The organism is Phenylobacterium sp., assembly GCF_031425575.1.
In the GTDB taxonomy this organism is placed as follows: Bacteria; Pseudomonadota; Alphaproteobacteria; order Caulobacterales; family Caulobacteraceae; genus Phenylobacterium.
This window is the reverse complement of sequence record NZ_JANPJP010000243.1, coordinates 1-21,351: the sequence shown is the minus strand read 5'-3', so window position 1 is coordinate 21,351 and position 21,351 is coordinate 1. Positions and strand designations below refer to the sequence as shown.

At 69.5% G+C, this 21,351-nt stretch carries 24 protein-coding genes and 1 tRNA gene; 9 read left to right on the top strand and 16 right to left on the bottom strand.

Annotation, left to right across the window (positions count from 1 at the left end; translation table 11 throughout):
• The first annotated feature begins 77 nt into the window (after positions 1-77).
• From RMO97_RS13885 to RMO97_RS13860, 6 genes are all read left to right on the top strand, one after another.
• Positions 78-944, top strand: coding sequence for an alpha/beta hydrolase (locus RMO97_RS13885; protein ID WP_310541641.1), 867 nt, complete (start codon positions 78-80; stop codon positions 942-944).
• A 79-nt stretch (positions 945-1,023) separates the two neighbouring features.
• Positions 1,024-1,194, top strand: coding sequence for a hypothetical protein (locus RMO97_RS13880; protein ID WP_310541640.1), 171 nt, complete (start codon positions 1,024-1,026; stop codon positions 1,192-1,194).
• A gap of 125 nt (positions 1,195-1,319) precedes the next feature.
• Positions 1,320-1,508: a hypothetical protein gene (locus tag RMO97_RS13875; RefSeq protein WP_310541639.1), complete on the top strand. Its 189-nt coding sequence runs from the start codon at positions 1,320-1,322 to the stop codon at positions 1,506-1,508.
• A gap of 60 nt (positions 1,509-1,568) precedes the next feature.
• Entirely contained in the window at positions 1,569-1,796 is a 228-nt protein-coding gene (locus RMO97_RS13870) for a hypothetical protein (RefSeq protein ID WP_310541638.1), read from the top strand.
• A complete protein-coding gene (locus RMO97_RS13865) occupies positions 1,796-2,716 on the top strand; it encodes a mechanosensitive ion channel domain-containing protein (protein ID WP_310541637.1) in 921 nt (306 codons plus the stop codon). Before RMO97_RS13870 ends, RMO97_RS13865 begins: the two co-directional genes overlap by 1 nt.
• 241 nt (positions 2,717-2,957) lie before the next feature.
• Positions 2,958-3,134 carry a hypothetical protein gene (locus RMO97_RS13860; RefSeq protein ID WP_310541636.1) on the top strand — a complete coding sequence of 59 codons (177 nt, stop codon included), beginning with the start codon at positions 2,958-2,960 and terminating at the stop codon, positions 3,132-3,134.
• Positions 3,135-3,250: 116 nt separating this feature from the next.
• Here the strand turns inward: RMO97_RS13860 and RMO97_RS13855 are convergent, their stop codons facing one another.
• Positions 3,251-3,565, bottom strand: a complete 315-nt coding sequence (locus tag RMO97_RS13855; protein ID WP_310541635.1) for a hypothetical protein — start codon at positions 3,563-3,565, stop codon at positions 3,251-3,253.
• Between the two features lie 306 nt (positions 3,566-3,871).
• Between RMO97_RS13855 and RMO97_RS13850 the strand changes: the two genes are divergently transcribed.
• Positions 3,872-4,405, top strand: coding sequence for a recombinase family protein (locus tag RMO97_RS13850; protein ID WP_310541634.1), 534 nt, complete (start codon positions 3,872-3,874; stop codon positions 4,403-4,405).
• Positions 4,402-5,184 (top strand): A24 family peptidase, encoded by a 783-nt coding sequence (locus RMO97_RS13845; RefSeq protein WP_310541633.1) that lies wholly within the window; start codon positions 4,402-4,404, stop codon positions 5,182-5,184. Before RMO97_RS13850 ends, RMO97_RS13845 begins: the two co-directional genes overlap by 4 nt.
• A gap of 27 nt (positions 5,185-5,211) precedes the next feature.
• On the opposite strand, the gene gspN is transcribed toward RMO97_RS13845, so the two are convergent.
• The 15 genes from gspN to RMO97_RS13770 form a co-directional block, all read right to left on the bottom strand.
• Positions 5,212-5,952, bottom strand: coding sequence for a type II secretion system protein N (gspN, locus tag RMO97_RS13840; RefSeq protein ID WP_310541632.1), 741 nt, complete (start codon positions 5,950-5,952; stop codon positions 5,212-5,214).
• On the bottom strand, positions 5,949-6,422 hold the full coding sequence (gene gspM / locus RMO97_RS13835; RefSeq protein WP_310541631.1) for a type II secretion system protein GspM: 474 nt from the start codon (positions 6,420-6,422) through the stop codon (positions 5,949-5,951). The genes gspN and gspM overlap by 4 nt, the downstream gene beginning before the upstream one ends.
• Entirely contained in the window at positions 6,419-7,534 is a 1,116-nt protein-coding gene (gene gspL / locus RMO97_RS13830) for a type II secretion system protein GspL (RefSeq protein WP_310541630.1), read from the bottom strand. The genes gspM and gspL overlap by 4 nt, the downstream gene beginning before the upstream one ends.
• Positions 7,531-8,502, bottom strand: a complete 972-nt coding sequence (gene gspK, locus RMO97_RS13825) for a type II secretion system minor pseudopilin GspK (protein WP_310541629.1) — start codon at positions 8,500-8,502, stop codon at positions 7,531-7,533. The genes gspL and gspK overlap by 4 nt, the downstream gene beginning before the upstream one ends.
• Positions 8,499-9,080 (bottom strand): type II secretion system minor pseudopilin GspJ, encoded by a 582-nt coding sequence (gspJ, locus tag RMO97_RS13820; RefSeq protein ID WP_310541628.1) that lies wholly within the window; start codon positions 9,078-9,080, stop codon positions 8,499-8,501. Before gspJ ends, gspK begins: the two co-directional genes overlap by 4 nt.
• Complete coding sequence (gene gspI, locus RMO97_RS13815; RefSeq protein WP_310541627.1) at positions 9,077-9,442, bottom strand: type II secretion system minor pseudopilin GspI; 366 nt, start codon at positions 9,440-9,442, stop codon at positions 9,077-9,079. Before gspI ends, gspJ begins: the two co-directional genes overlap by 4 nt.
• The gene (locus RMO97_RS13810; protein WP_310541626.1) at positions 9,426-9,905 is read right to left on the bottom strand and encodes a GspH/FimT family pseudopilin; all 480 of its coding nucleotides are present in this window, start codon (positions 9,903-9,905) and stop codon (positions 9,426-9,428) included. The genes gspI and RMO97_RS13810 overlap by 17 nt, the downstream gene beginning before the upstream one ends.
• The gene (gene gspG / locus RMO97_RS13805) at positions 9,880-10,320 is read right to left on the bottom strand and encodes a type II secretion system major pseudopilin GspG (protein WP_310541625.1); all 441 of its coding nucleotides are present in this window, start codon (positions 10,318-10,320) and stop codon (positions 9,880-9,882) included. The genes RMO97_RS13810 and gspG overlap by 26 nt, the downstream gene beginning before the upstream one ends.
• A gap of 17 nt (positions 10,321-10,337) precedes the next feature.
• Positions 10,338-11,552, bottom strand: a complete 1,215-nt coding sequence (gspF, locus tag RMO97_RS13800) for a type II secretion system inner membrane protein GspF (RefSeq protein ID WP_310541624.1) — start codon at positions 11,550-11,552, stop codon at positions 10,338-10,340.
• Positions 11,539-13,020, bottom strand: a complete 1,482-nt coding sequence (gspE, locus tag RMO97_RS13795) for a type II secretion system ATPase GspE (RefSeq protein WP_310541623.1) — start codon at positions 13,018-13,020, stop codon at positions 11,539-11,541. Before gspE ends, gspF begins: the two co-directional genes overlap by 14 nt.
• Positions 13,017-15,044, bottom strand: a complete 2,028-nt coding sequence (gene gspD, locus RMO97_RS13790; protein WP_310541622.1) for a type II secretion system secretin GspD — start codon at positions 15,042-15,044, stop codon at positions 13,017-13,019. Before gspD ends, gspE begins: the two co-directional genes overlap by 4 nt.
• The gene (locus RMO97_RS13785) at positions 15,041-15,886 is read right to left on the bottom strand and encodes a type II secretion system protein N (RefSeq protein ID WP_310541621.1); all 846 of its coding nucleotides are present in this window, start codon (positions 15,884-15,886) and stop codon (positions 15,041-15,043) included. Before RMO97_RS13785 ends, gspD begins: the two co-directional genes overlap by 4 nt.
• Before the next feature lie 119 nt (positions 15,887-16,005).
• On the bottom strand, positions 16,006-18,453 hold the full coding sequence (locus RMO97_RS13780; protein ID WP_310541620.1) for a TonB-dependent receptor domain-containing protein: 2,448 nt from the start codon (positions 18,451-18,453) through the stop codon (positions 16,006-16,008).
• 223 nt (positions 18,454-18,676) lie between these two features.
• The gene (locus tag RMO97_RS13775; RefSeq protein ID WP_310541619.1) at positions 18,677-20,116 is read right to left on the bottom strand and encodes a hypothetical protein; all 1,440 of its coding nucleotides are present in this window, start codon (positions 20,114-20,116) and stop codon (positions 18,677-18,679) included.
• 235 nt (positions 20,117-20,351) lie between these two features.
• Positions 20,352-20,427: transfer RNA gene (locus RMO97_RS13770), tRNA-Ile, on the bottom strand.
• Positions 20,428-20,572: 145 nt separating this feature from the next.
• Between RMO97_RS13770 and RMO97_RS13765 the strand changes: the two genes are divergently transcribed.
• Entirely contained in the window at positions 20,573-21,310 is a 738-nt protein-coding gene (locus tag RMO97_RS13765) for an SIMPL domain-containing protein (RefSeq protein ID WP_310541618.1), read from the top strand.
• Positions 21,311-21,351 lie beyond the last annotated feature (41 nt).

The following is a 21,351-nucleotide window of genomic DNA, read 5'->3' as shown; positions in this document are numbered from 1 at the left end:
CATCCACCTGGTGATCTCCTTCGCTGACGGCGCGCTCCGTCGTGCTAAGGCTCGCCGTCCTGCGCACGGAGACCGCCATGGAAGGCCCGACATCCCACTTCTATTTCTCGCAACGGCTGCGCCTGCACTATGTCGACTGGGGCAATGAGACGGCCCCGCCGCTGGTCCTGGTCCACGGCGGCCGTGACCACTGCCGCAACTGGGACTGGGTCGCCGCGCGGCTACGCGACCGCTACCACGTCATCGCACCCGATCTGCGGGGGCATGGCGACAGCGCCTGGGCGGTGGGCGGCGGCTATGACAACGCGGCCTATCTCTACGACCTGGCCCAGATCATCCATCAGAAGAGCATGGCGCCGGCGACCATCATCTCCCATTCGCTGGGGGCCGGGATCGCGCTGAACTACTGCGGGGCCTTCCCCGACAGCGTGAAGAAGATCGTGGCCATCGAGGGCCTGGGCCCCTCCCCGACCGTGATGGCTGAGCAGGCCAAGCGCGCGGTGGAGGAACGGCTTCGGGCCTGGATCGACGATCGGCGCAAAAACTCCGGCCGCACGCCGCGCCGATACGCCAGCCTGGACGAGGCGGTCGCCCGCATGGCCGAGCAGAACCCCCACCTCTCGGCCGAACAGGCCCGCCACCTGACCATCTACGGCGTCAACCAGAACGAGGACGGGACCTACACCTGGAAATTCGACAACCATGCGGGCGGCGGGGTCGGCGGCCTTAGCCATGGGGACCCGCACCGTCTGTGGGGCCAGATCACCGCCCCCGTTCTGCTGGTGCGCGGCGCGGAGTCCTGGGCGTCCGATCCCGTCATCGACGGCCGCATCCGGCACTTCAAGAACGCGAGGCTGGTGAATTTCGAAGGCGCCGGCCACTGGGTCCACCACGACAGGCTCGAGGCCTTCATGGCCGAGGTGGAGACCTTCCTGGCCGAATAGCCACGCCCTTCCGACGCCTGTTCTCGGAACTGCGGGAAGGGCCCGGAACTTTCATCTGCGAACCCTCAGGAGAACGCAGATGAGCAAGCCGCAGACACCGGGCCGCGAGGCCAACGCCGCCCAGCCCCTGGGCGACCGCAAGGGGCTGGTTTCCGACAAGGGCGCCAAGCGGACGGCCGAGAAAGAGCAACGCTCGGCCGGCCCCGACGGGCCGGACGCCGGCGTCATCGGGGCCACCTTCAAGAAGTAGGCGACGGGCTGGAGCCGCCTGGTGCGGCTTCAGGCGCCGGTAGCGGGGGCGGAAGCGTGGGAACCGCCCGTCCGCCACCCCGTTACCTCCGTCCACCAGACAGGGCGGCCGACGGCCGCAGGAACATGCTCAGTCTCTCCACCGCCGCCGGCTTCTGTCTCTCGTTCTCGGACGGTCGCTGGGTCTGGGCGACCTTTACCCCAGACGGCCGGACCCGCGCCTCTGGAGCCGCGGGCACGCGCGCCATGGCGGCGGCCGCAATCGTTCATGACATCTGCCAGGCCTGCACGCGGGTCGGCGCCGTCGCCGCCTAGAGCATTTCGGACGGCAGCTTCGCGTCCCGTCCGGTGCTTCCAACGCAACAGGGACTCACCATGCCCGCTGAAAAGCCCCCCGAGCCGCACCAGGACGCCACAGTGCCCGGCGAGCCTGAACTCCTCGACGACGGGCAGGAAGAAGTCTCCTCCTACACGGCGATCGAGCGCGGAATGGTGAAGGATCCCCTGGCCATGGACCCCGACCTCCTCCGGCCTCTAGGCGTCGCCGACCGCCACGATAGGACGGGGCCGCAAGTCCCGGCCGAGCCTGTCGAGGACTCCTGATGTCCTTCGAGACCGCCAAGGCCGCTCCCGCGGCGCCCCTGACCCGCGCCATTGATGCGGCCGTCTCCGGAGATCCCGAGATGCTCCGGGGCCTCGCCGCCGTGATGGCCTCCTTCTCCGTCCGCATCGTCGTGGCGATCCTCATCCTGGCGATCACCCTGTGGGCGGCCAAGCGCGTCGCCCATGTCACCGAGCGGGGCATGCAGCGGCTCAGTCGCCACACGCCTGCCGACAAGACCCTGGCGCACTTCGCCTCGGCTCTCGTGAAGTACGTGATCATCGCCATCGGCCTGATCGCAGTGCTGCAGCAGCTGGGCGTGCAGACGACCTCCGTCCTGGCGGTGCTCGGCGCGGCGTCCCTGGCCATCGGCCTGGCGCTTCAGGGCACTCTGAGCAACGTCGCCGCCGGCGTCATGATCCTGCTGCAGAGGCCTTATCGCGTCGGCGACCGCGTCGAACTCAACGGCCGCCAGGGGGTGGTGTCAGGCTTGGACCTCTTCAACACCCGGCTGCTCGACTATGACGGGCTGACGGTCTACCTGCCGAACGCCAAGGTGTTTGGTGACATGATCGTCAATGTCTCCCAGGCCGGACGGCGGCGCATCGACCTGGTGTTCGGCATTGACTACGAGGACGACCTCGACCTGGCCCTCGACCTGCTTCTGAAGGTCGCCGGGCAGGATGAGCGGGTCCTGTCGTCACCGGCGCCCTGGTCCAAGGTGACCACTCTCGCCGACAGCAGTGTCAGCGTGTCCCTGCGTTGTTGGGCGACGCCGGACGATTGGATGGATACGCGGTTCGACCTGGTGAAACAGGTCAAGGAGACCTTCGAGGCTCACGGCCTGAGCTTCCCCTACCCTCACCAGGTGGCGGTCGAACGCAGCCAGCGCGCGAAGGAGGACGCCGAGGCCTCCGCCTGACGGCGATCCCGGCGCGATGAGCTCTTGAAGGCGGAAAATCTGCGCCCAAATCTTCCCGCGGCGCGCCTGCGCCACCTTCGGAAAGTGAGGAACAACTTCGGAGTTCGAAATGTTCGCAAGCCCCTATCGCGCCGCGCCAGCCACGGGTCTCGGCGTCGTTCTCGAGAGAATGCTTCGGCCGGCCGTCGGCTTTTCTCACCCGAGCGACGTCCTGAAGGACCCTGGGCTTACCCGGGATCAAATGCGCGCCGTGCTAGCCTCCTGGGCGTCCGACGCCTGCGCCGTCGAGGACCGCCCGGGCTGGAGACTGTCGCCGGGCGCCGAGCACCCGGTTCACTTGAGTGAGATCCTGGAGTGTCTCTTTCGACTGGACGGGCAGGACAATCCGCACTGCCTGGGCGAGGCCGGCGCTTCTTGAGGGCGCGCCACCCAAATCGCGGCCGTCGGCCAACCTCGGCCGTTTTTGGGGGTCGCAGAATCCAGGCTTGAGCCGATGATGCAGGCCAGGCGGCCCCGCATCATCGGCCAGCCGGGTCAGCGCGAGGCGAGTTTCAGGCGCTTCAGGCGCATGTGCTCTGAACTGCGCATGCACTTGGCGCCAGTCCAGGCCGCGTCGGATTTCACGGCTTCGTCGGCGGTGACAAACTCGGCGGCCCCATAGGCGCGAGCAAATGAGCGGCGGGTGAGGTCTTCGTTGTCGCAAACAAAGACTTTCCGCGTCGCGGCCTCGGTCCTGGACGCGTGAGCCGCGGCGTCCTTGGCCGCGACGGCGACCGACTTCGCCTCTTGAGCATGTGCGGCGGTCAAGCTTACGGCGGCGATGACGGCCCCAAGCAACAACGAACGCATGGCTTTCTCCCTAAAAGAGGCCGGTTCAATCCGGCTTGACCACAGGATACGCCTTTTTGGGTTGCTGTGAAGTTTATGTGACTATGCGCCGCACATACACGCAATCGTCATGGAAAGTGGCGCCTGTTGGCGCTCTATGAGAGCGCCCCGGCAGACTTGGCCTTCGGTCAAAATGTGATGCCTGCGTGACCGCCACGTCGCGGCAGACAAAGATTCATGAAACTGTCGCGTGGCTGATGGATAGCTGGCTTTTCAAGCCGCCACGGGCCTTCCAAGGCTGGCGCGCAAGGGAGACGGCTCCACCGCATGCGCTACGGGATCATCGTCGAAGGGCCGCAATCGCCGTCCGCCGAGGTCCAGCGGTTGCGTCTGGCGCAGCATGCCTGTGACGTGGTGGTCGAGGAACCGGCCATGACGCCGGATGCGCGACGTCGCCTTTCGCGGCTGATCGCCCGCCTGAAGCCCCGTGACGAACTGGCGGTCCATGGCCTGGAGGTGTTCGGGCAAACCACCGGCGCCATCATTCATCTGTTGCGGGAGGTGTTTCGCAAGGGCGCCGGCGTCATCGTGGCCCGTGAGGCCGAGGAGCCGATGCGGTTCGAGCCCCAGCCGGGCCTCTTGGCCCTGGTGGACGCCCTGGCCGATCACGAGGCGAGCCAGACCCTGCCTCCGGTCCCGCGCCGTCGCCGGGGAGAGGCCGGACGTCGAATGCAGCTCACGGCGCATCAGATCGAGTATGCCCGCAAGCTGCACGCGGAGGGCGCCTCGCCCCGCGCCATCGGCCTGCTGTTCCAGGTGGCGCCTGACGACATCTGGCGAATTCTCGACGGGCCGGGATGATCCTCGACGCCCAGAGCTTGCCTGACTGGGGCTGGATGGCGCTCGCCGCGACGCTGGGCGCCATGGCCGGCAGCTTCATCGGCCTCATCTCATTGCGCCTGCCGGTGGGCAGGCCGGTCGGGGCCGCGCGCTCAGCCTGCGACGGCTGCGGCCGGCGACTGGGCGTCCTGGATCTGGTTCCGATCCTGAGTTTCGTTGCGCTTCGGGGCCGGTGCCGCACCTGTGGCAGCCTGATCGCCCGGCGCTACCTGCTGCTGGAGGTGGGGTGCGCCCTGCTGGCGGTCTGGGCGGGCGTCGTTCATCCGGGACCCCTGGCCCTGGCCGGCGCCCTGCTGGCCTGGCAACTGCTCCTGCTCTGCCTGTTGGACGCCGAGCACTTCTGGTTGCCTCGGGTGGTCACCCTCCCCCTGGTCGCCTCGGGGCTGTTGGTCTCGGCGGCGTTAGGGACGCAGGCGGCGCTGCACAGTCTGATCGGCGCAGGGGCGGGATTTCTCAGCCTGGCGACCATCGCCACCCTCTATCGGCGCCTGCGCGGCCGCGAGGGTCTTGGGGGCGGCGACGCCTATATGCTGGCCGGCGCCGGGGCCTGGGTGGGATGGATCGGCCTGCCAACGACGCTGTTATGGGCCTCCCTCGCCGGTCTGAGCCTGGTGGCGTCCAGCCTGCTCGCCGGGCGGCAGGTCAAGGCCGACCAACGCCTGCCGTTCGGGGTATTCCTGGCGGCCGGAACATGGCTGACCTGGCTCTACGGCCCCTTGGGCGGCGTGCGCCTACCCTAGGGTTCGCAGGCGGCAAGGCGGCGCGCCTTAGGGCCGAGCCTCGCCACCGCCCATGCGCCCCTGGTCCACCCGCCGGAACCCGTCGATCGTCCGCTCGAAACCACTGAGCGCCGCCAGGGCCGCGAACCTCGGGTTGGTCGCCCGCAGCACGGTCTCGAGCCGGTATCCGCCCGCGCCGTCCAAACGGATCAGCACATCGATCGCCACCCCGTCGGCCAGCCCGCTCAGGGGGATCACGGCGGCCCCGCCCCGACACGTCGGCGAGCCGGAAAGGACCAGGGCCGGGGCGAGCGGCGCCCCCCCGGGCAGGGTCAACTGGTCAAGGGAAACCCGCCCGCCCGCCGAACGGCAGAGCCCGTGGTGAAACTCCAGGTCCACGTCCTTCAGGCCAAGCCGCCCACGGACCGGCGCCTGGGGCGTCACCAGGCCTAGCGGCAGGGTCCCGTCCAGGCTGCGCGCGCCGGCCCTCTTGCCGGACAGCAGCAGCACGCCCCCTGCCGAGATCGGCCCCTGGGTGCGGAACCAGACCCGGCCGCCGCCCAGGAACAGACCGGCGGCATCGAGACCCAGGCGCACATCCCCGAGCTCGACCCCGCCGAAGCGCGCGCCCAGGAGCTGGCCGCGCCAGATCGTGCCGCTCGCCTCCCGGGCCGCGAGGCCACGGCGCGCGGCGCCCATGGCGTCCAGGGCCAGCCGCAGCGGCGCCAGGCCGATCAGCAGCAAGGCCAGGGCGATCGTGAAGATCTGGGCAAGACGGAGCTGGCTCATGATCCCGCCCTCTCCAGGGTGGCGTCCAGGGTCAGGCCGCCGGTCTCGTTCTTGACGATGGCCAGATGGGTCGCGGCCACCCCATGCTCGCGCTGCAGCAGGCTCAGCCACGGGAAGAGGACCGTGGGCGCCACGGACGGCGCGGAAACCCGCAGCCCGCCCGAGGGATCGCCCTCCACGCGTCCCAGAGCGATACCGGCGGCGGCGGCCGTCGTGCTCACCGCCGCTTCAAGCGGCAGCCGGCGAGGCGGGGCCCTGGCGGGAACCTTCAGCCGGGCGATCGCCGCGACATTCCGGGCGACCTCAGCCTGGTCCTGCGACGCCTCCGCATGACGCTCTGACGCGGCCCTCGCGGCGGCCTGCAGCGGGCGCAGGACGCCAAACAGCAGCAGCACCAGCGCCAGGCAGACGCCCATCACACCGAGCAGGACCTGCTCGCGTCGGGTCCGGCCGTCCCACCACGCCATCATGTGCGCGCTCCCAGGATTACGTCGCTGATCACGCGGGGGCCTTCCTGTTGGGTCGCCTCGTCCCGCATGGGGATTCCCGCCCCGCGCATGGCGGCGCGAAGCAGTTCGACATCGGAGATCTGGCCGTAGCTGATCCGCGCCCGCACCGCGCCGTCGGGCGCCAGCACCAGGCTCTCCAGCTGGGCGCCCTCGATGGTCTCGAGGGCGGAGAACAGGTTCGCCACCAGGCCGGTCGGTCCGCCGCCGGCGGCGAGCAGCAGTTCGTTGAGACGCGCACGGGTCTGACCGGCGGGGTCGGAGATCACAGCGCCGGCCGGCAGCACCGTGGCCGCCTGCTGAGCGGCGCGCCGTTCCAGGCCGCCGGCCGCAAGGTGGTCGCGCAGCACCTGGGCGCCGAACAGGATCGGGAAGCTGAGAGCCAGGACGCCTGCGAGGACCGCCGCCCGCTTCAGATTGCGCCAGTCGAGCCGGCTCTCGCGAGCGGGGTCGAACTCGTCCTGCAGCAGGTTGACCAGCGGGGCCGCCGCCCCGGCCGCCAGGGCCGCCTCGACCGCCTCCGGCTGTTGCAGCATCTCCACGTCGCGGCCCTGCAGGACGATGTCCACCAGGTCGGGCTCCAAGGTCATGGCCACGCGCTGTCCGCGCACCGCCACCAGGCCGCCGAGCCTCGCCGCCGACAGCGCCGGCCCCGCGGGCGCCGGCAGCATCAGGTGATCGGGAACCACCACATCGGGAACCACGCCATGCAGGGCGGCGTCGGCGAGCCAGACCTGCAGCAGCCGCCTGGCCACCACCACCACCAACCGGTGCCCATCCTCCTCCAGCGGACCGATAGCCAGGTGAAGGTCCTCGTCGGCCAGCGCGAACTGGTCGGCCAGGTGCAGGCGCGCGGCCGCCTGGGCCTGGGCCAGGTTGCGGGTCGGCAGATGCAGCCAGCGGGTGCTGACCTCCGCCCCCGGGACCACCAGCACCTCGCGCAGGGGCTCGGCCGGCCGGCCGACGCCGATCGGCGCCTCACCGCGGGCGACCACCACGCCGGCCGGATCGACGATCATGTAATGGGGGGCGGCGTCGGACCCCTGCGGCGCCAGGACGATGCGGGTTCTGCTCATTCGTCGTTCGTCCAACGTCTGGCGGCAAGGCGAATTCCGCCTGCGGCGTCCTGCTCAAACAGCGCGCTGGCCACCACGACGGCGTCGCGATAGCTGACTTCGCTCTCTAGGTTGAAATAGCGCGACCGCACCCCGACCTGGGCGATCACATCGGCCGAGGGCTGCAGGTCGATCAGTTGCGGCATGCGCCAGAAGGCCATCACCTCCGACCAGCCCTGCGCCGGACGCCCGGCGATCACGCGCCGCGCCGCCTCCACGCTCACCGCCCCGTCGGTGAGCATAACCACCAGGGGCGCCTGCTGCGGGGTCAGGGCGTTGAGATTGATCGGCGACAGCATCGTGGTCGGCAGGGCGCAGACAAAGGGTCGGACGCGGGCGTAGAGCGCGGGGTCGAAACCGTGAACGGCCCGCAGCTCGCTGACCTCCGCCATCAAGGCGCCGGCGGTGCGGTAGGGCTTGGCCCCCCGCGCATAGGTCTCATCCTCCGCGCCGCCGGTCTCGCGCAGGGCGTCGCTGTCGATCCAGTCCACCAGCGCGCCCGTCAGGGCCTCAGCCGTCCGCGGCGCGACCTGCAACGCCTCCAGCAGCGCCGTAAACTGCGCGGCGCCCATATCCCGGCGGCGATAGGATTCCCCCACGCCATCGACGACGCTGTTCAGGTTGAAACAGGTCGCCCCATCGCTGATGCGGCCCTGCAGCGTGCCCTCGTCGATGGGGAAGGTGAAGGTCCGGCCGTTCCAGTCGGTGGCGACGGGCGCATTGTCGCCGGCTAGCTCCACCAGGCGCCGCCGCGCCAAGGTCTCGGTGCCCAGCGCATACCAGCGGGCCTGGCTGATGGCCTCTCCATTGGCGGTGCGCCGGATCCCGAACCGAATGTCGTCGAGCACCCCCACCGCCAGGGCCGACATCACCGCCACCAGCAACAGCACGGTCAGCAGCGCGACCCCTTCCTCGCCTGGCCGCCTCATGAGGCGCCCCCCGGCAGCAGGAACAGCTGGCGCACCTCGCCCACCGACTTCAGCGTCAGGGTCAGGCGGACCACCTGGGGCATGGGGACGCTGGACGAGGAGGTCCAGGTCGGGCGCCAGGCCCCCTGGGAAAGGAACTCCACCTCGGCGGTCTGCACGCCGTCGATCAGTCGCTGCGGCTCGCCCAGTCGCGCGCCATCCAGCGCCGGTCGCGATCGTCGCTCCAGGCGGCCGTCCTCGAGGCGGTACTCCACATATTGCAGGGAACCGCGCGCGGCCCGGTCGGGATTGTCCCAGCCCCGCCGGCTGAAGGCCAGCAGCGCGCCAGGCGGCGGACCACCGCCAAAGGGCCCCGCCGCCGGGGTTCCCGCCTCGTCGCGCGTGCGGCGCGGCGCGGCCTGTTCCAGATCGCTCTTCAGCAGGGCGCGGGTCCGCTGGAGGTCCCCCAGGCGGTCCATGCGGCCGCGCACGGCCACCTGATTGTCGACGGTGAACCGCATCACCGTCACCCCGGCCGCGGCCAGCAGGCTGAAGATGAACAGGGCCACCAGCATTTCCACCAGGGTGAAGCCCTTCATCCGCGCCCCCGGAACACCGTGACCTCGCCCAGGGTCCGGTCGCTGTCGGCGCGGGTCACCCGGACGTCGATGCGGATCACCGCGGCGTCGGCGGTGCGGCTGACCTGCTGGGTCCAGGTCCAGGTGCGGTCTCCGGCGGTCTCGGCGCCGCGATCCTCGCCCAGGGTGGGGAGTTCGGGTTGGGTGAGCAGCTCCACCGCGCGGTTCTCGGCCACGACGACCGCGAAGGTCCGCTCCTCCAGGGCCACCGCCGCGCGCGTGTTCTCGCCCGCCACGTTCAGCAGGGCCACGACCGCCAGGCTGAACACGGCGAGCGCCACCAGCAGCTCGATGAGGGTGAAGCCTTCAGCCCGGCGCGACATCGACCTTCACATTCCCGGCGTCGTCGACGACCACCCCGGCCAGGCGGGGGGATCGCGACAGGGTGATGCGGGCCGCGGCCGCGACCCCGGTGGGATCGAAGCGAACGCCCTGGGCGCCGTCGGCGGCCACCACGGCCACCTTCAGGCCCGGGCTCCAGGCGACAGGTTCGAACGGTTCGGTGGTCAGCGGCGTCCAGCCGTCGCGGCTCTGGACCCGGAACCGGTAGCCTGCCGTATCGACGGCCACGTCGACGGCGCGGTTGGTCAGGACCGCCTCCTCCTGGGCGCGCTTGAGCCGCGCGGCCAGGACCTCGGCCTCCCCGCCGGGGGTCGGCCCTTGATCGGGCGCGGTCATGACGACGGCCGCGCTGATCAGGCCGATGATGAACAGGGTCACCATCAGCTCGACCAGGGTGAAGCCCCGTTCGGAAAGAGGCCTAGCTCCAGTTGCCGATGTCGGCATCGTCGCCCTCGCCACCTTTGCGGCCGTCGGCCCCGAACGAATAGATGTCGAAGCGTCCCTTCTCGCCCGGCACGGCGTATTGGTAGGGATTGCCCCACGGGTCCTGCGGCAGGCGGCGGATATAGCCGCCCTCGCGGTAGCGGTCGGGACGGGTCATGCCGGCCGGCGGGGTGACCAGGGCCTGCAGCCCCTGCTCGTTGGTGGGGAAGGTGAAGTTGTCGAGGCGATAGCCCTCGATCGACTGCTCCAGCACCGAGATGTCGGCGCGGGCCTTCTCCTTCATGGCGCGATCCTGGCTGGGCAGGACATTGACCATGACGACCGTCGCCAGCAGCCCCAGGATGACGATCACCACCATCAGTTCCAGGAGGGTGAAGCCGGCCTCGGCATGGGGAGGGCGAATTTTGCGGGGCATGTCCATCGCGGGTTCCTTCAGGACAGGGCGAGGTTGTTGATCTGCAGGATCGGCAGCAGGATCGACAGGACGATCAGGGTGACGATCCCACCCATGATCAGGATGATGACCGGCTCGAGCAGGCTGAGCGCGACGGCCGTGAAGGTGTTGAATTCGCGCTCCAGATACTCCGAGGCGCGCTCCAACATCACATCCACGCCGCCGCTGCTCTCGCCGCCGGCGGTCATATAGATGAGCAGCGGCGGGAAGACGTCGGCGCGCCGCATGGCGGTCGACAGGCTTCCCCCCTCCTCGATGGTGACCGCCATCTCTTCGGTGGCCTGCCGCAGGACCCGGTTGCGGACGGTGGGGGCGGTGATGCGCAGGCCCTCCAGCACGGGCAGGCCGCCGTTGATCATGGTGGCCAGGGTCCGCGCCAGCCGCGCGGCGTGCAGGTCGCGAATGAGCTTCCCGAAGATCGGCAGGGTCAGGACGGCGCCGTCCACCCGGAGCCGGAAGGCGGGCCGTTGCAGGGCGCGCGCGAACAGCCCTCCCCCGACGATCAGCAGCAACAGGGCCAGCCAGCCCCAGTCGCGCATGCCGGTGGAGATCACGATCACCACCCGGGTCAGCAGCGGCAGGGTCTGGCCCATCGACTCGAATTGCTCCACCACCTTGGGCACCACGAAGGTCATCAACGCGATGACCACCGAGACCGCGGTGACCGCCAGGGCGGCCGGATAGACCAGGGCCGTCACCACCTTGCCCCGCGCCTGTTCGTCCCGCTCCAGCAGGTCGGCCAGGCGCTGCAGGATCGACGGCAGGGCGCCGGAACTCTCGCCGGCCGCCACCATGGCGCGGTAGAGCGGCGGAAACGACTTCGGCTCCCGCGACAGGGCCGCCGACAGCCGGTGGCCCTCCAGCACCGCGGCGTGGACCGTCGACAGGACTTGGCGCACCTGGGGCCGGTCGGCTTGCAGGGCGATGGTCCGCAGGGCTTCCTCAAGGGGCGCCACGGCGATCAGCGTGGCCAGCTGTCGCGTGACCAGGGCCAGGGCCTTGGCGCCCAGGCGGGGTGCGAACAGGGCCGGGCCGCTGCGCGCGCGGCTGTCGGCGCGCGCCGGGGCCAGCCGGGTCGGAACCAGCTTGCGGCTCTCCAGCTCCTGGCGCGCGACCCGCTCGCTGGCCGCCGAGATCACCCCCTTGCGGATTCGTCCGGCCCCATCGAGGGCGTCGTACTCAAACGCCGACATCGCTCGCCGTCTCCTGGCGGGTGACCCGGATCGCCTCCTCGACGGTGGTGATCCCGGCCGCGACATAGCTGCGGGCCTCCTGGGTCAGGGCCGGCGCGGCCTCGAAGGCGATGGCGGCGATCTCGTCCTCGCTGGCGTTCTCGCTGATCAGCCGGCGGATGCGGTCGTCGATGCGGACCGCCTCATAGACGCCGATCCGGCCGACATAGCCGGTCTGGTTGCAGGCCGGGCAGCCGGCGGCGCGATAGAGGGTGTCGCCCTCACAGACCCCGGCCAGGCGGGCCGAGGCGGGATCGGCGGGCTCGGGCTTGCGGCAGACCTGGCACAGGCGGCGCACCAGACGCTGGGCCACGATGACCCGCAGGGTCGAGGCCAGCAGGAAGGGCTCGATGCCCATGTCGCGCAGCCGGGTGATGGCGCCCACGGCGTCGTTGGTGTGGACCGTCGAGAGCACCAGGTGACCCGTGAGGCTGGCCTGGACCGCGATCTGGGCGGTCTCGGCGTCGCGGATTTCGCCCACCATCACCACGTCGGGATCCTGGCGCAGGATCGCCCGCAGTCCGGCGGCGAAGGTCATGCCCACCTTTGTGTTGACCTGGGTCTGGCCGATCCCGGACACGGCGTATTCCACCGGGTCCTCGATGGTCAGGATATTGCGGCTGGCCTCGTTGAGCACGCCGAGGCCGGCATAGAGCGAGGTGGTCTTGCCCGAGCCGGTGGGCCCGGTCACCAGGATGATGCCGTTGGGTTCGCGCAGGGCCGCGCTGAAGGTGGCCAGCACCGAGGGCGTCATGCCGAGGTCGGCCAGGCCGAGGCCTGCCTGCGCCTGGTCCAGGATCCGCATCACCACCCGCTCGCCGGCGCGGGACGGCAGGGTCGAGACGCGAACGTCGAGGGAGCGCCCCCCCAGGGACAGCGAAATCCGCCCGTCCTGGGGCACGCGCTTCTCGGCGATGTCCAGCCGGGCCATGACCTTGACGCGGGAGACCAGCAAAGGCGCCAGACGCTGCGACAGGCTGAGCACCTCGCGCAGGACGCCGTCCACCCGGAAGCGCACCACCAGGCTGGCGTCGAAGGACTCGATGTGGATGTCGGAGGCCCCAAGCCGCACCGCCTCGGCGATCAGGCCGTTGATCAGGCGGATGATCGGCGCGTCATCCTGGGCGTCCAGCAGGTCGGCGGTGACCGGGATGTCGTCGACCAGCCCTTCCAGACCGCCGGTGAGTTCGAAGTCCTCGGCGCCGGTGGACAGCCCCTCGCCGCCATAGCTCTCCGACAGCCGCCGCTCGAAGTCGGTGCGCGAGAGGGCCTGCACCTTCAGGGGCCTGCGCAGGGCGCGGCGAACCTCCACCAGCACCATGGGATCGGCGCCCTCGCGCAGGCCGACATGCGCCAGGTCGTCCACCTCCAGCAGCACGACGCCGTTCTGCTTGGCGAACCCGTAGGCGAGCAGCGGCGTCGCCGTCATCGGGGCGCCGGAAGCTGACCGGGCATGGGCGCGCTCACTGGCGGCGCGGCGCGCATGTATTCGCGGACCAGTTGGTCGAGCTCGCTGATGCCGTCCTTGCTCCGGGCCGCCTGCTGGTCGCGGATATAGCCGTAGCGCGTGGCGGTGACCGCGCGCGCCTCGGCGGCGCTGCGGACGATGGTCGGCCGGATGAAGACCATCAGGTTGGTCTTGCCGCCCTGGCGCGCCGTGCTGCGGAACAGGTGGCCAAGGCCGGGGATGTCGCCCAGCAGGGGGATGCGCTCCACCGAGGTCCGCGCGTTCTGGTCCAGCAGGCCGCCCAGGACGATGATCTCGCCGTCGTCGACGCTGACCGTGGTCTCGATCTCACGCTTGTTCAGGATCAGCTCGTTGAAGTTCTCGCTCACCGGCCCGGCGACGCTGGAGACCTCCTGGCGCAGGAACAGGGTGATGGCGCCCCCGGCGTTGATCTGGGGCTTCACCTCCAGCTGCACGCCGACGTTCTGCCGCTGGATGGTGCGGAAGGGGTTGGCGTTGGCGTCGCCGAGCACCTCGCCCGTGGTGATGGGGACTTCCTGACCCACCAGGATCTTGGCCTCCTGGTTGTCCTGGGTGAGGATCGAGGGGGTCGAGAGCAGGTTCGAGGCGGTGTCGTTCTTCACCGCGTTGACGATGAACCCGAACAGCGCGTCGTCATTGATCCGCCCGCTACCGCCGGTGATGACGCCGTTGGCGCCCAGCAGGGACTTCAGGGCGGTGTCGCGCAGCAGGGCCAAGGTCGAGGAGTCTTCCGGCAGGTTTTCCTGGGCCGCCAGGGCGCCGGTGATGGCCATCAGGTTGGGGGCGCTGTTGGAGTAGTTGGTGGCCATGAAGGGGACGCTGGAGCCATTGATCCCGGCCAGGGCGAACTGCACCCCCAGGCGCTTGGCGGTGTCGTCGGAAACCTCCACCACGATGGCCTCCACCAGCACCTGCTGGCGGCGCGTGTCCAACTTCCGGATGACCTCAGCCAAGGTCCGCTGGGTCTCCGGGTCGGCGGCGATGACGATGGCGTTGGCCCCGGCGAAGCGGGCGATATTGGCCCGCGCCGCGCCGCCGCCGATCGGCGCGCCGGCCGCCGCTGTGGTCGCGGCGGCGGGGGTCGAACCGGTCGAGGCGCCGCCGGCAGCCGGGGCGCTGACGGTCTGGCCGACGAGCTGTTGCAGCACCGGCAGCAGTTGATCGGCGTTGGCGTGCTGCAGCTGGATCACGCGGATGTCGCTGCTGGACTCCGCCCGGCGGTCCAGGTCGGCGATGGTGGCCAGCAGGGGCCGGATGGTGGCGGCGTCGCCCCGCAGGATCAGGGAGTTGCTGCTGCTCACCACCACCACCGACACCACGCCGTTGCGGGCGCCGGCAGCCTCGCCAGGCGCCTTGAGCAGTTCGTTGATCACCTCGCCCATCTCGCGGGCCGAGCTGCTGCGCAGGGTCACGGTCTCGGTGACGCTGCTGTCCTGGTCGATCTGCGACAGCAGGGTGCGGATCCGCCGAAGGTTGTCGGCATAGTCGGCCACCACCAGCAGGTTTCCGCGGCGGCTGGGCAGGATGACGCCCTGGCGGCCCACCAGGGGCTTCAAGGTCTCGGCCGCCGACGCCGCGTCCAGGGTGCGCAGGCGGAACACCTGGGTGGCGAAGCCGAGCCCGCCGCCGGCCGAGCTGGGCTGCGAGGCGACGCCCTCTTCCGGCGCGATGCGATAGGCGCCGGTGCCGGTGGGAATGGCCACCAGGCCATTGGCCCGCAGGGTCGACAGCATGACCTCGAACAGCTCGGTCCTCGACAGCGGCTCCTGGCTGACCACGCTGACGCGGCCCTGGACACGCGGGTCGATGACGAAGGTCTGGCCGGTGGCGCGGGCGACATCCTGGATGAAGGCGCGGATGTCGGCGTCACGCAGGTTGATGACCTGCTCCTGGGCCAGGGCCGGGGCGCCGGGCGCGCCGGCGAGCAGGGCTGCGGAGAGGAGGAGCGAGATGATGCGTTTCACTGGGGCGCCGTTCTTAGCCGGGTGGTCATGGGCTGGCCGTTGCGCGCGAAGCGAACTTCGACGTCAGCAGCCTTGGCGAGCAGGTCCGGCAGCTCGCTGAGCCGTTCCGGATTGAGGTTGGAGCCGTCCACGGCCAGCAGCACATCGCCATCCTGCAGACCGGCGCGGGCCAGGGCCTCGCCGCGTCCCCGGGCCATCACGCGGTAGCCGGTCACCCGGCCGTCCGCCATCACCGGGCTGAGGGCCGCGGCGCTCAGGAACTGGCTAGGACCAAGCCCCTGCGAAGGCGCCTGGGCGACGGGCGCGCTCGCGGGCGCCAGCACGGCGCCCATGGGCGGAGGTGGCGGCGGAGGCGGCAGCGAAGACCCGCTGGAAAACTCAAGTCGGATGCGCGAGCCGCCGCGGGTCAGGATGACGTGATCGGCGGCCACCGCGCGCAGCACCATGCCGTTGCCGACGTCGTCGCCCAAGGCATAGAGGGCCTGGGCGCCGTCGGCCGTTCCCAGGATCGCCGAACCGCCGCCACGGCCGTTGGTGCGAACACCAAACAGGCTCAGGCCGCCCTCGGTGGGCGCCGGACCGGCGGCCAGGGCCTGGCTTGGCTCAACGCGGAAGAAGGGATCGAAACGCTGCAGGATGGTCAGGTCCACCGCCCGGGCGGGGCCTGCGCTGGCGTACTGTGTGGCGTCGCCCATCGGACCGGCCGGCGTCGCAAGCAGCCAGGTCAGCCGGGCGGCCTGCAGGGCGAGCAACAGGATCAGGGTTGTCTCGACAACCTGGCGGATGAGCTTGGGCGACGGGCGCCAGCTCTCCCGGCGCCAATCGTCGAAAACGCGCGGCATCTATCTGTTTCCACTGGGAACGGCGCCCCCGAACCCGGCGTTCGGCGCCCCGCTATATGACACAGAGGCGACAGTTGTATGACGGCGCCCGGCCTGGCCGGACGCCGTCATGACAGGGTTTAGAACTTGGTGCTGACGCTCACTGAGAGGCTGCGGCCCAGCTCGTACTGGTTGGCGTAGACCTTGCCCGTGCCGAGTTCCTGGAACTCTTCGTAGTCCTCGCCCAGCAGGTTGCGCGCCTTCAGACCCAGTTGCAGGTCGTGGTCGCGCACGGTCACCGTCTTGCGATAGGTGAAGTCCAGCATGACGCCGGGGCTCTGGATGAGGTCAGGCTGCCCCGGGCGGCCGCGGGCCGAGATACGATCGCCGACATAGGTGACCAGCAGGGTCGCCTGTGACTGCGCCTCTTCGTCCTCGTAGCCGAACTGGGCGTTGGCCAGGTGCTCGGACTGACCCTGAAGGGCGCTGCCGTCCTTCACATAGTCCTGGGCCAGACGCGACGAGCCGCCCCCCGCGAGCGGGAAGACCAGGTCACCGGCCTCAACCTGCACCTCGGACTTGGAGTAGGTGTAGTTGAGCCCCACCAGCCAGCGCTTGTTCGCCAGCCAGCCGGTCTCCATCACCGGGTCGAAGTACTTCTTGATCTCGACCTCGGCGCCATAGAGGCGGGCCTTGGGCGCGTTGATATAGGTCTGCTGTACTGTCGCGCCGGACTCGTTGACCACGGCTTCGACCGGCTTATCCAGGCCCTTGTAGAAGAGGCCCAGGGTCACGAACTGGTCGGTGTCGAAGTACCACTCGTAGCGGGCGTCGAAGTTCAGCAGCTCGGTGTCCACCAGGTACGGGTTGCCGATGAACAGGCGATCCAGTTCCGGGTCCAGGTACTGCTGGGGCGCCAGCTCGCGGAACTGCGGGCGGGCGATGGTCTTCGAGGCGCCGAGGCGCAGCTGCATGTCTTCGGCGAAGTTCCAGGTGACCGTCGCGGCGGGCAGCCAGTACTGGTTCTCAAGGGCGGGCGGCGCGAGCGGCGCAACCCCGCCGAACAAATCAACCGGGGTCACGCTTTGCGTCGCGTCCTCGTAGCGGATGCCGACCGCGGCGCGGACCAGGGGAAGCACTTCGGCGTCCACCTGGGCGTAGGCGCCCTGCACTTCCAGGGCCGCGCGGTAAGCCGCGGCGCCCTCGGAGCCGGTGGTCTCGCGGACCACCAGCAGGTTGGGGCCGATATTGAAGTCCGACAGCAGGTAGTCGACGCGCTGGCGACGCACGACCTGGGGAAGCGAATTGTTCAGGGCCAGGAAGCGGTACTCCCGGGCCTCGGCGTGGCGGTCGTTGTCGGAATAGGCCAGACCGCCGCTGAGGATCGCTTCGCGGGCGTCGGACAGCGGGACGGTGTACTTGAAGTCGATGCCGGCGCTGGCCACCGAATCCTCGACCTCGCTGAAGCGGGTGTAGTTCTGTTCCTGCGAGGCGTTGTGCTCGTAGACGCCGTTCACCAGGCGATAGCGGATGCCCTTTTCATAGGGCGCGTCGCGGGTGCTGCGGGCGTAGGCAGCGCGCCAGTCGATCTCGAACTGACCGAACTCGTGGGCGCCCACCAGCTGGGTGTTGGTCAGCGAGCGCTCGAACCACTCGGTGTAGTCGTCGCGGACATTGGCGCCGGCCAGATCGTCGTAACCGACCCGGCTGCGGGCTTCCTTGGTGGTGGAGTGGACGTAGAAGTTCGTCCACTTGACCTCGTGGTCGCCCCACTGGAGGCTGGCGCCCAGCAGGCCGTTGAGCACGATGTCGTTCTGGGTGGAGCGGTAGTCGTAGTCCGTACGGGCCTCGATGTTGCCGCCCTGGACGAAGCCTTCCTGCTGGATGCCGTCCCGGGTGCGCCAGGCGTTGTCGAAGCCGGCGACGGCGATCAGACCGAGCGTCCCGAAGCCGAGATCGAAGGTCCGGCCGGCGCTGACGTCCACGCTGTAGTCGAAGTCGATGTTGCTGTTCTTCTGCAGCAGGTTCATCGGCGCGTTGTTGAAGCTCTGGCCGATGGTCTGCAGCTGGGCGGGCGTGAAATTGGAGTCCGTCAGGCGCTTGCGGCCGGCGAGAGCCGGCGTCAGGGCGTCGGGCGTTTCGCGGGCGCCGTCGTCATAGCCGGTCCAGTCGGTGTCGGAGCCGTAATAGGTCAGCCCGTCCTTCTGGGTGGTCTCGCTGTTGGCGCCGACGCTGAATCCGAAGGAGAAGAAGGGCTCCACCGGCGTCGAGATGGTCCGCAGGTCGATGACCCCGCCGCCGAACTCGCCGGGGTAGCTCGCCGAATAGGTCTTCTGGACAACCGTGCTCGCCAGGATGTTGCTGGGGAACAGGTCCAGCGGGACGACGCGCTGCAGGGGCTCGGGGCTCGGCAGGGGCGAACCGTTGAGCAGGGCCGACGAATAGCGCTCGCCGAGGCCGCGGACATAGACGAACCGGCCGCTGACCAGGCTGAGGCCCGACAAGCGGGTCAGGGCGACGGCGGCGGTGTCGTCGCCGGCGCGCTTCAGATCCTCGATGGTGAGGACCGAGGACACCTCGGAGGTCACGCATGACATCGGGAATGAAGCGGCCGAGCACGGTCAGTTCTTCGACCTCGGTCTCGGCGGCCGGGGGCGCAGCCTGAGCAAAGGCGACTTGAGGGGCGAGGAGCGCCGTGGTCGCGAGCAGGAGCGCGCTCAGCGAGAGATGGGAGGTCTTCATGTTCGGAACCTTGTCTGTGTCAACGGGACGAAGTTGGGCGGCGGCGATATCGCCGCCGCCCGCTCCGCATCAGCAGGTCGAGCCGGAGGTCAGGCCGCAGGTCCAACCCAGCCACCAGGTGTCGGCCGAGTTGCGCACGGCGCCGATGTAGGTGACCGCGGTGAAGGCGGGGTTGATCGCCGTCAGGTTGGTCGCGACCACCGCGTTCTCGTTGGCGCCGTTGATGAAGTCGCTCGTCAGGGTCGAGGTCCCGTTGGAGGTGTTGTTGGCGCCGGCGCCGAAGAAGGCCTGGACGGCGGCCGCGCCGACGTTGGAGTCTTCACGGAAAGCCACCGGGCAGGACATGTAGACCGAGCCGAAGGTCGCCTTGGTGACCGCGTCGTCGATGTCGATACAGGCGACGGTGGAGGCCGGCGGGGCGGTGAGCACGCTGTTATAGAGGCGGGCGTCGGTGCCGGTGTTGAGCACGTAGTTGTCGTTGCCGCCGGTGCGGGCGATGGCGGTCACGTTGGCGAACGTCGGGTTGGAGGGCGGCTGGCGGTTGTTGGCGTTGCTGGTCTCGAAGACCCGGTCGCCGCCATTGGCGCGCTTGCGGACGATCACGAACTGCACGATGCCCTTGAAACCGCTGTCGGTGTCGAGATCGTCGTCGTCATTGCCGGTCAGGACCAGGTGCTTGGCGTTCACCGTGCCGCCGAACCACTCGATGCCGTCGTCGGAGCTGTTGTGAACCTGGACGTAGTCGACGGTCGTCCCGCTGCCGACGCCGGCCAGGGTGATGCCGTTCAGCTCGTTGTTCGGGAGGATCTGGAAGCCCGAGTGCTGGACACGGAAGTAGCGCAGCACGCCGGAGTTGTCGGTGTTCGAGCTGCCGCCGTAGAAGGCGTTGGTGCCCTCGACCTGGGCCTCGCAGGTGGCGCTGCCATAGGGCGTGGTGCCCGGGCAGTTGTTGATGTTGGCCCGGCCCAGGATCACGACGCCGCCCCACTGGCCGATGGAGTCGACCCCGGTGGTGCCCTCGATGCTCTGCTTGCTGGTGAAGATGATCGGCTGGGCGGCGTTGCCGTCCGCGAAGATCTGCGAGCCGCGGTTGACCACGATGTAGTCCAGGCCGGCCGAACCGAACAGTCGAACCCCGGCGTCGACCGAGAGGACGCCCTTGACCGCGCCGGCCTTGGGCGCCGCCGCGTCGCCGCCCATGTCGTCGCCCACGTCTACCCGCCCGGTGACGGAATAGACGGTCCCGGCGCGGAGCGGCAGGTTGAGAGTGCCGGTGACCTTGGCCGGCAGTTGGCAGTTGCGCAGGCTGCCCGCGGCCACGGTGCCGACGTTGGTGGTGCCGGTGGGGCAGTCAACCGCCGCGCCCGTGCCGGTGCCGCCGCCGGTGCCGCCGCCCGTGGCTTCGCCAGGTGAAGCCGGCGCGTTGCCGCCACCGCCGCAGGACGCCAGCGCCACCGCGCTGAGCGAGGTGATCAAGAGGGTCTTAAAGTCCTTGAAGCCGGTCATCATGCTCTCCACCACCGTGTTTTTATCGGTGCCTGCGGAGTCACGATCAGAGTCCCAAGCCTTGCTTGAGGGACCAAAATCACCCGCCTGCCCGGTCGCGGTTCTAGGGACGGCCCGTGACAGAGCCCGGACGGATTGATGACAGGTTTGTTGCAGAGGTCCGGACGGATGCCGGTGTTGTCTAGGCGCCGCACCCATCTGACCCAGCCCCGCAGGGCGAGGCCCGCACTAAGCGCGCTGGTGGGCCCGGTAGGACTCGAACCTACAACCAGACCGTTATGAGCGGTCGGCTCTAACCATTGAGCTACAGGCCCCTGCAGCGAGCGAGCGGGTTACCATGGGCTGCACGACCATTAAAGCCGCCGTTCAGCTTGGCCTTGTCATCAGGGAACCCAGCGCCCCGTTCATCGTTCGAAGGCGGGGTGGTACAGTCAAGCTCGCACCCTTTGGGAGATACCTATGAAAACCTTCGTCCGCGCCGGCGCCCTCAGCCTGCTCTTGGCCACCACGATCGCGGCGCCCGCCGCCCTGGCCCAGGCCGCCCCGCCCGCCGCCGAGTCCATGTTCCGGGCCACCACCCTGAACCTCTCGGCCTATGGTGAGACCCGCGTCGCGCCGGACATGGCCACCATCAATCTCGGCGTGAACACCGAGGCGCCCACCGCGTCGGCCGCCATGGCCGCCAACGCGACGCAGATGAACAAGATCTTCGCCGCCCTTCGCCGCGCCGGCATCGCCGACAAGGACATCCAGACCTCGGGGCTGAACCTCAACGCCCAGTACGACTATGTGGAGAACAACCCGCCCCGCCTGCGCGGCTATCAGGCGACCAACCAAGTCACCGTCACCGTTCACGACCTGGCCCGCCTGGGCTCGGCCGTCGACGCCACGGTGAGCGCCGGCGCCAACCAGGTGAACGGCATCTCCTTTGGCCTTAACGATCCCACCGCCGCCGAGAACGCCGCCCGCGAGGACGCGGTCAAGGCGCTGAGCGACAAGGCCAACCTCTATGCGCGCGCCACCGGCTACCGCGTCGGCCGCCTGGTGACGCTCAGCGAAGGCGGCGGCTACACCGCGCCGCCGCCGATGCCGATGATGGCCATGGCGCGGATGGAAAAGGACAGCGCCACCCCCGTCGCCGGCGGCGAATTGCGGGTGCGCGTGGACGTGACGGGGCTCTACGAGCTGACGCGCTAAACGAGACTCCGATCTTTCCTCCCCCGTTTACGGGGGAGGGG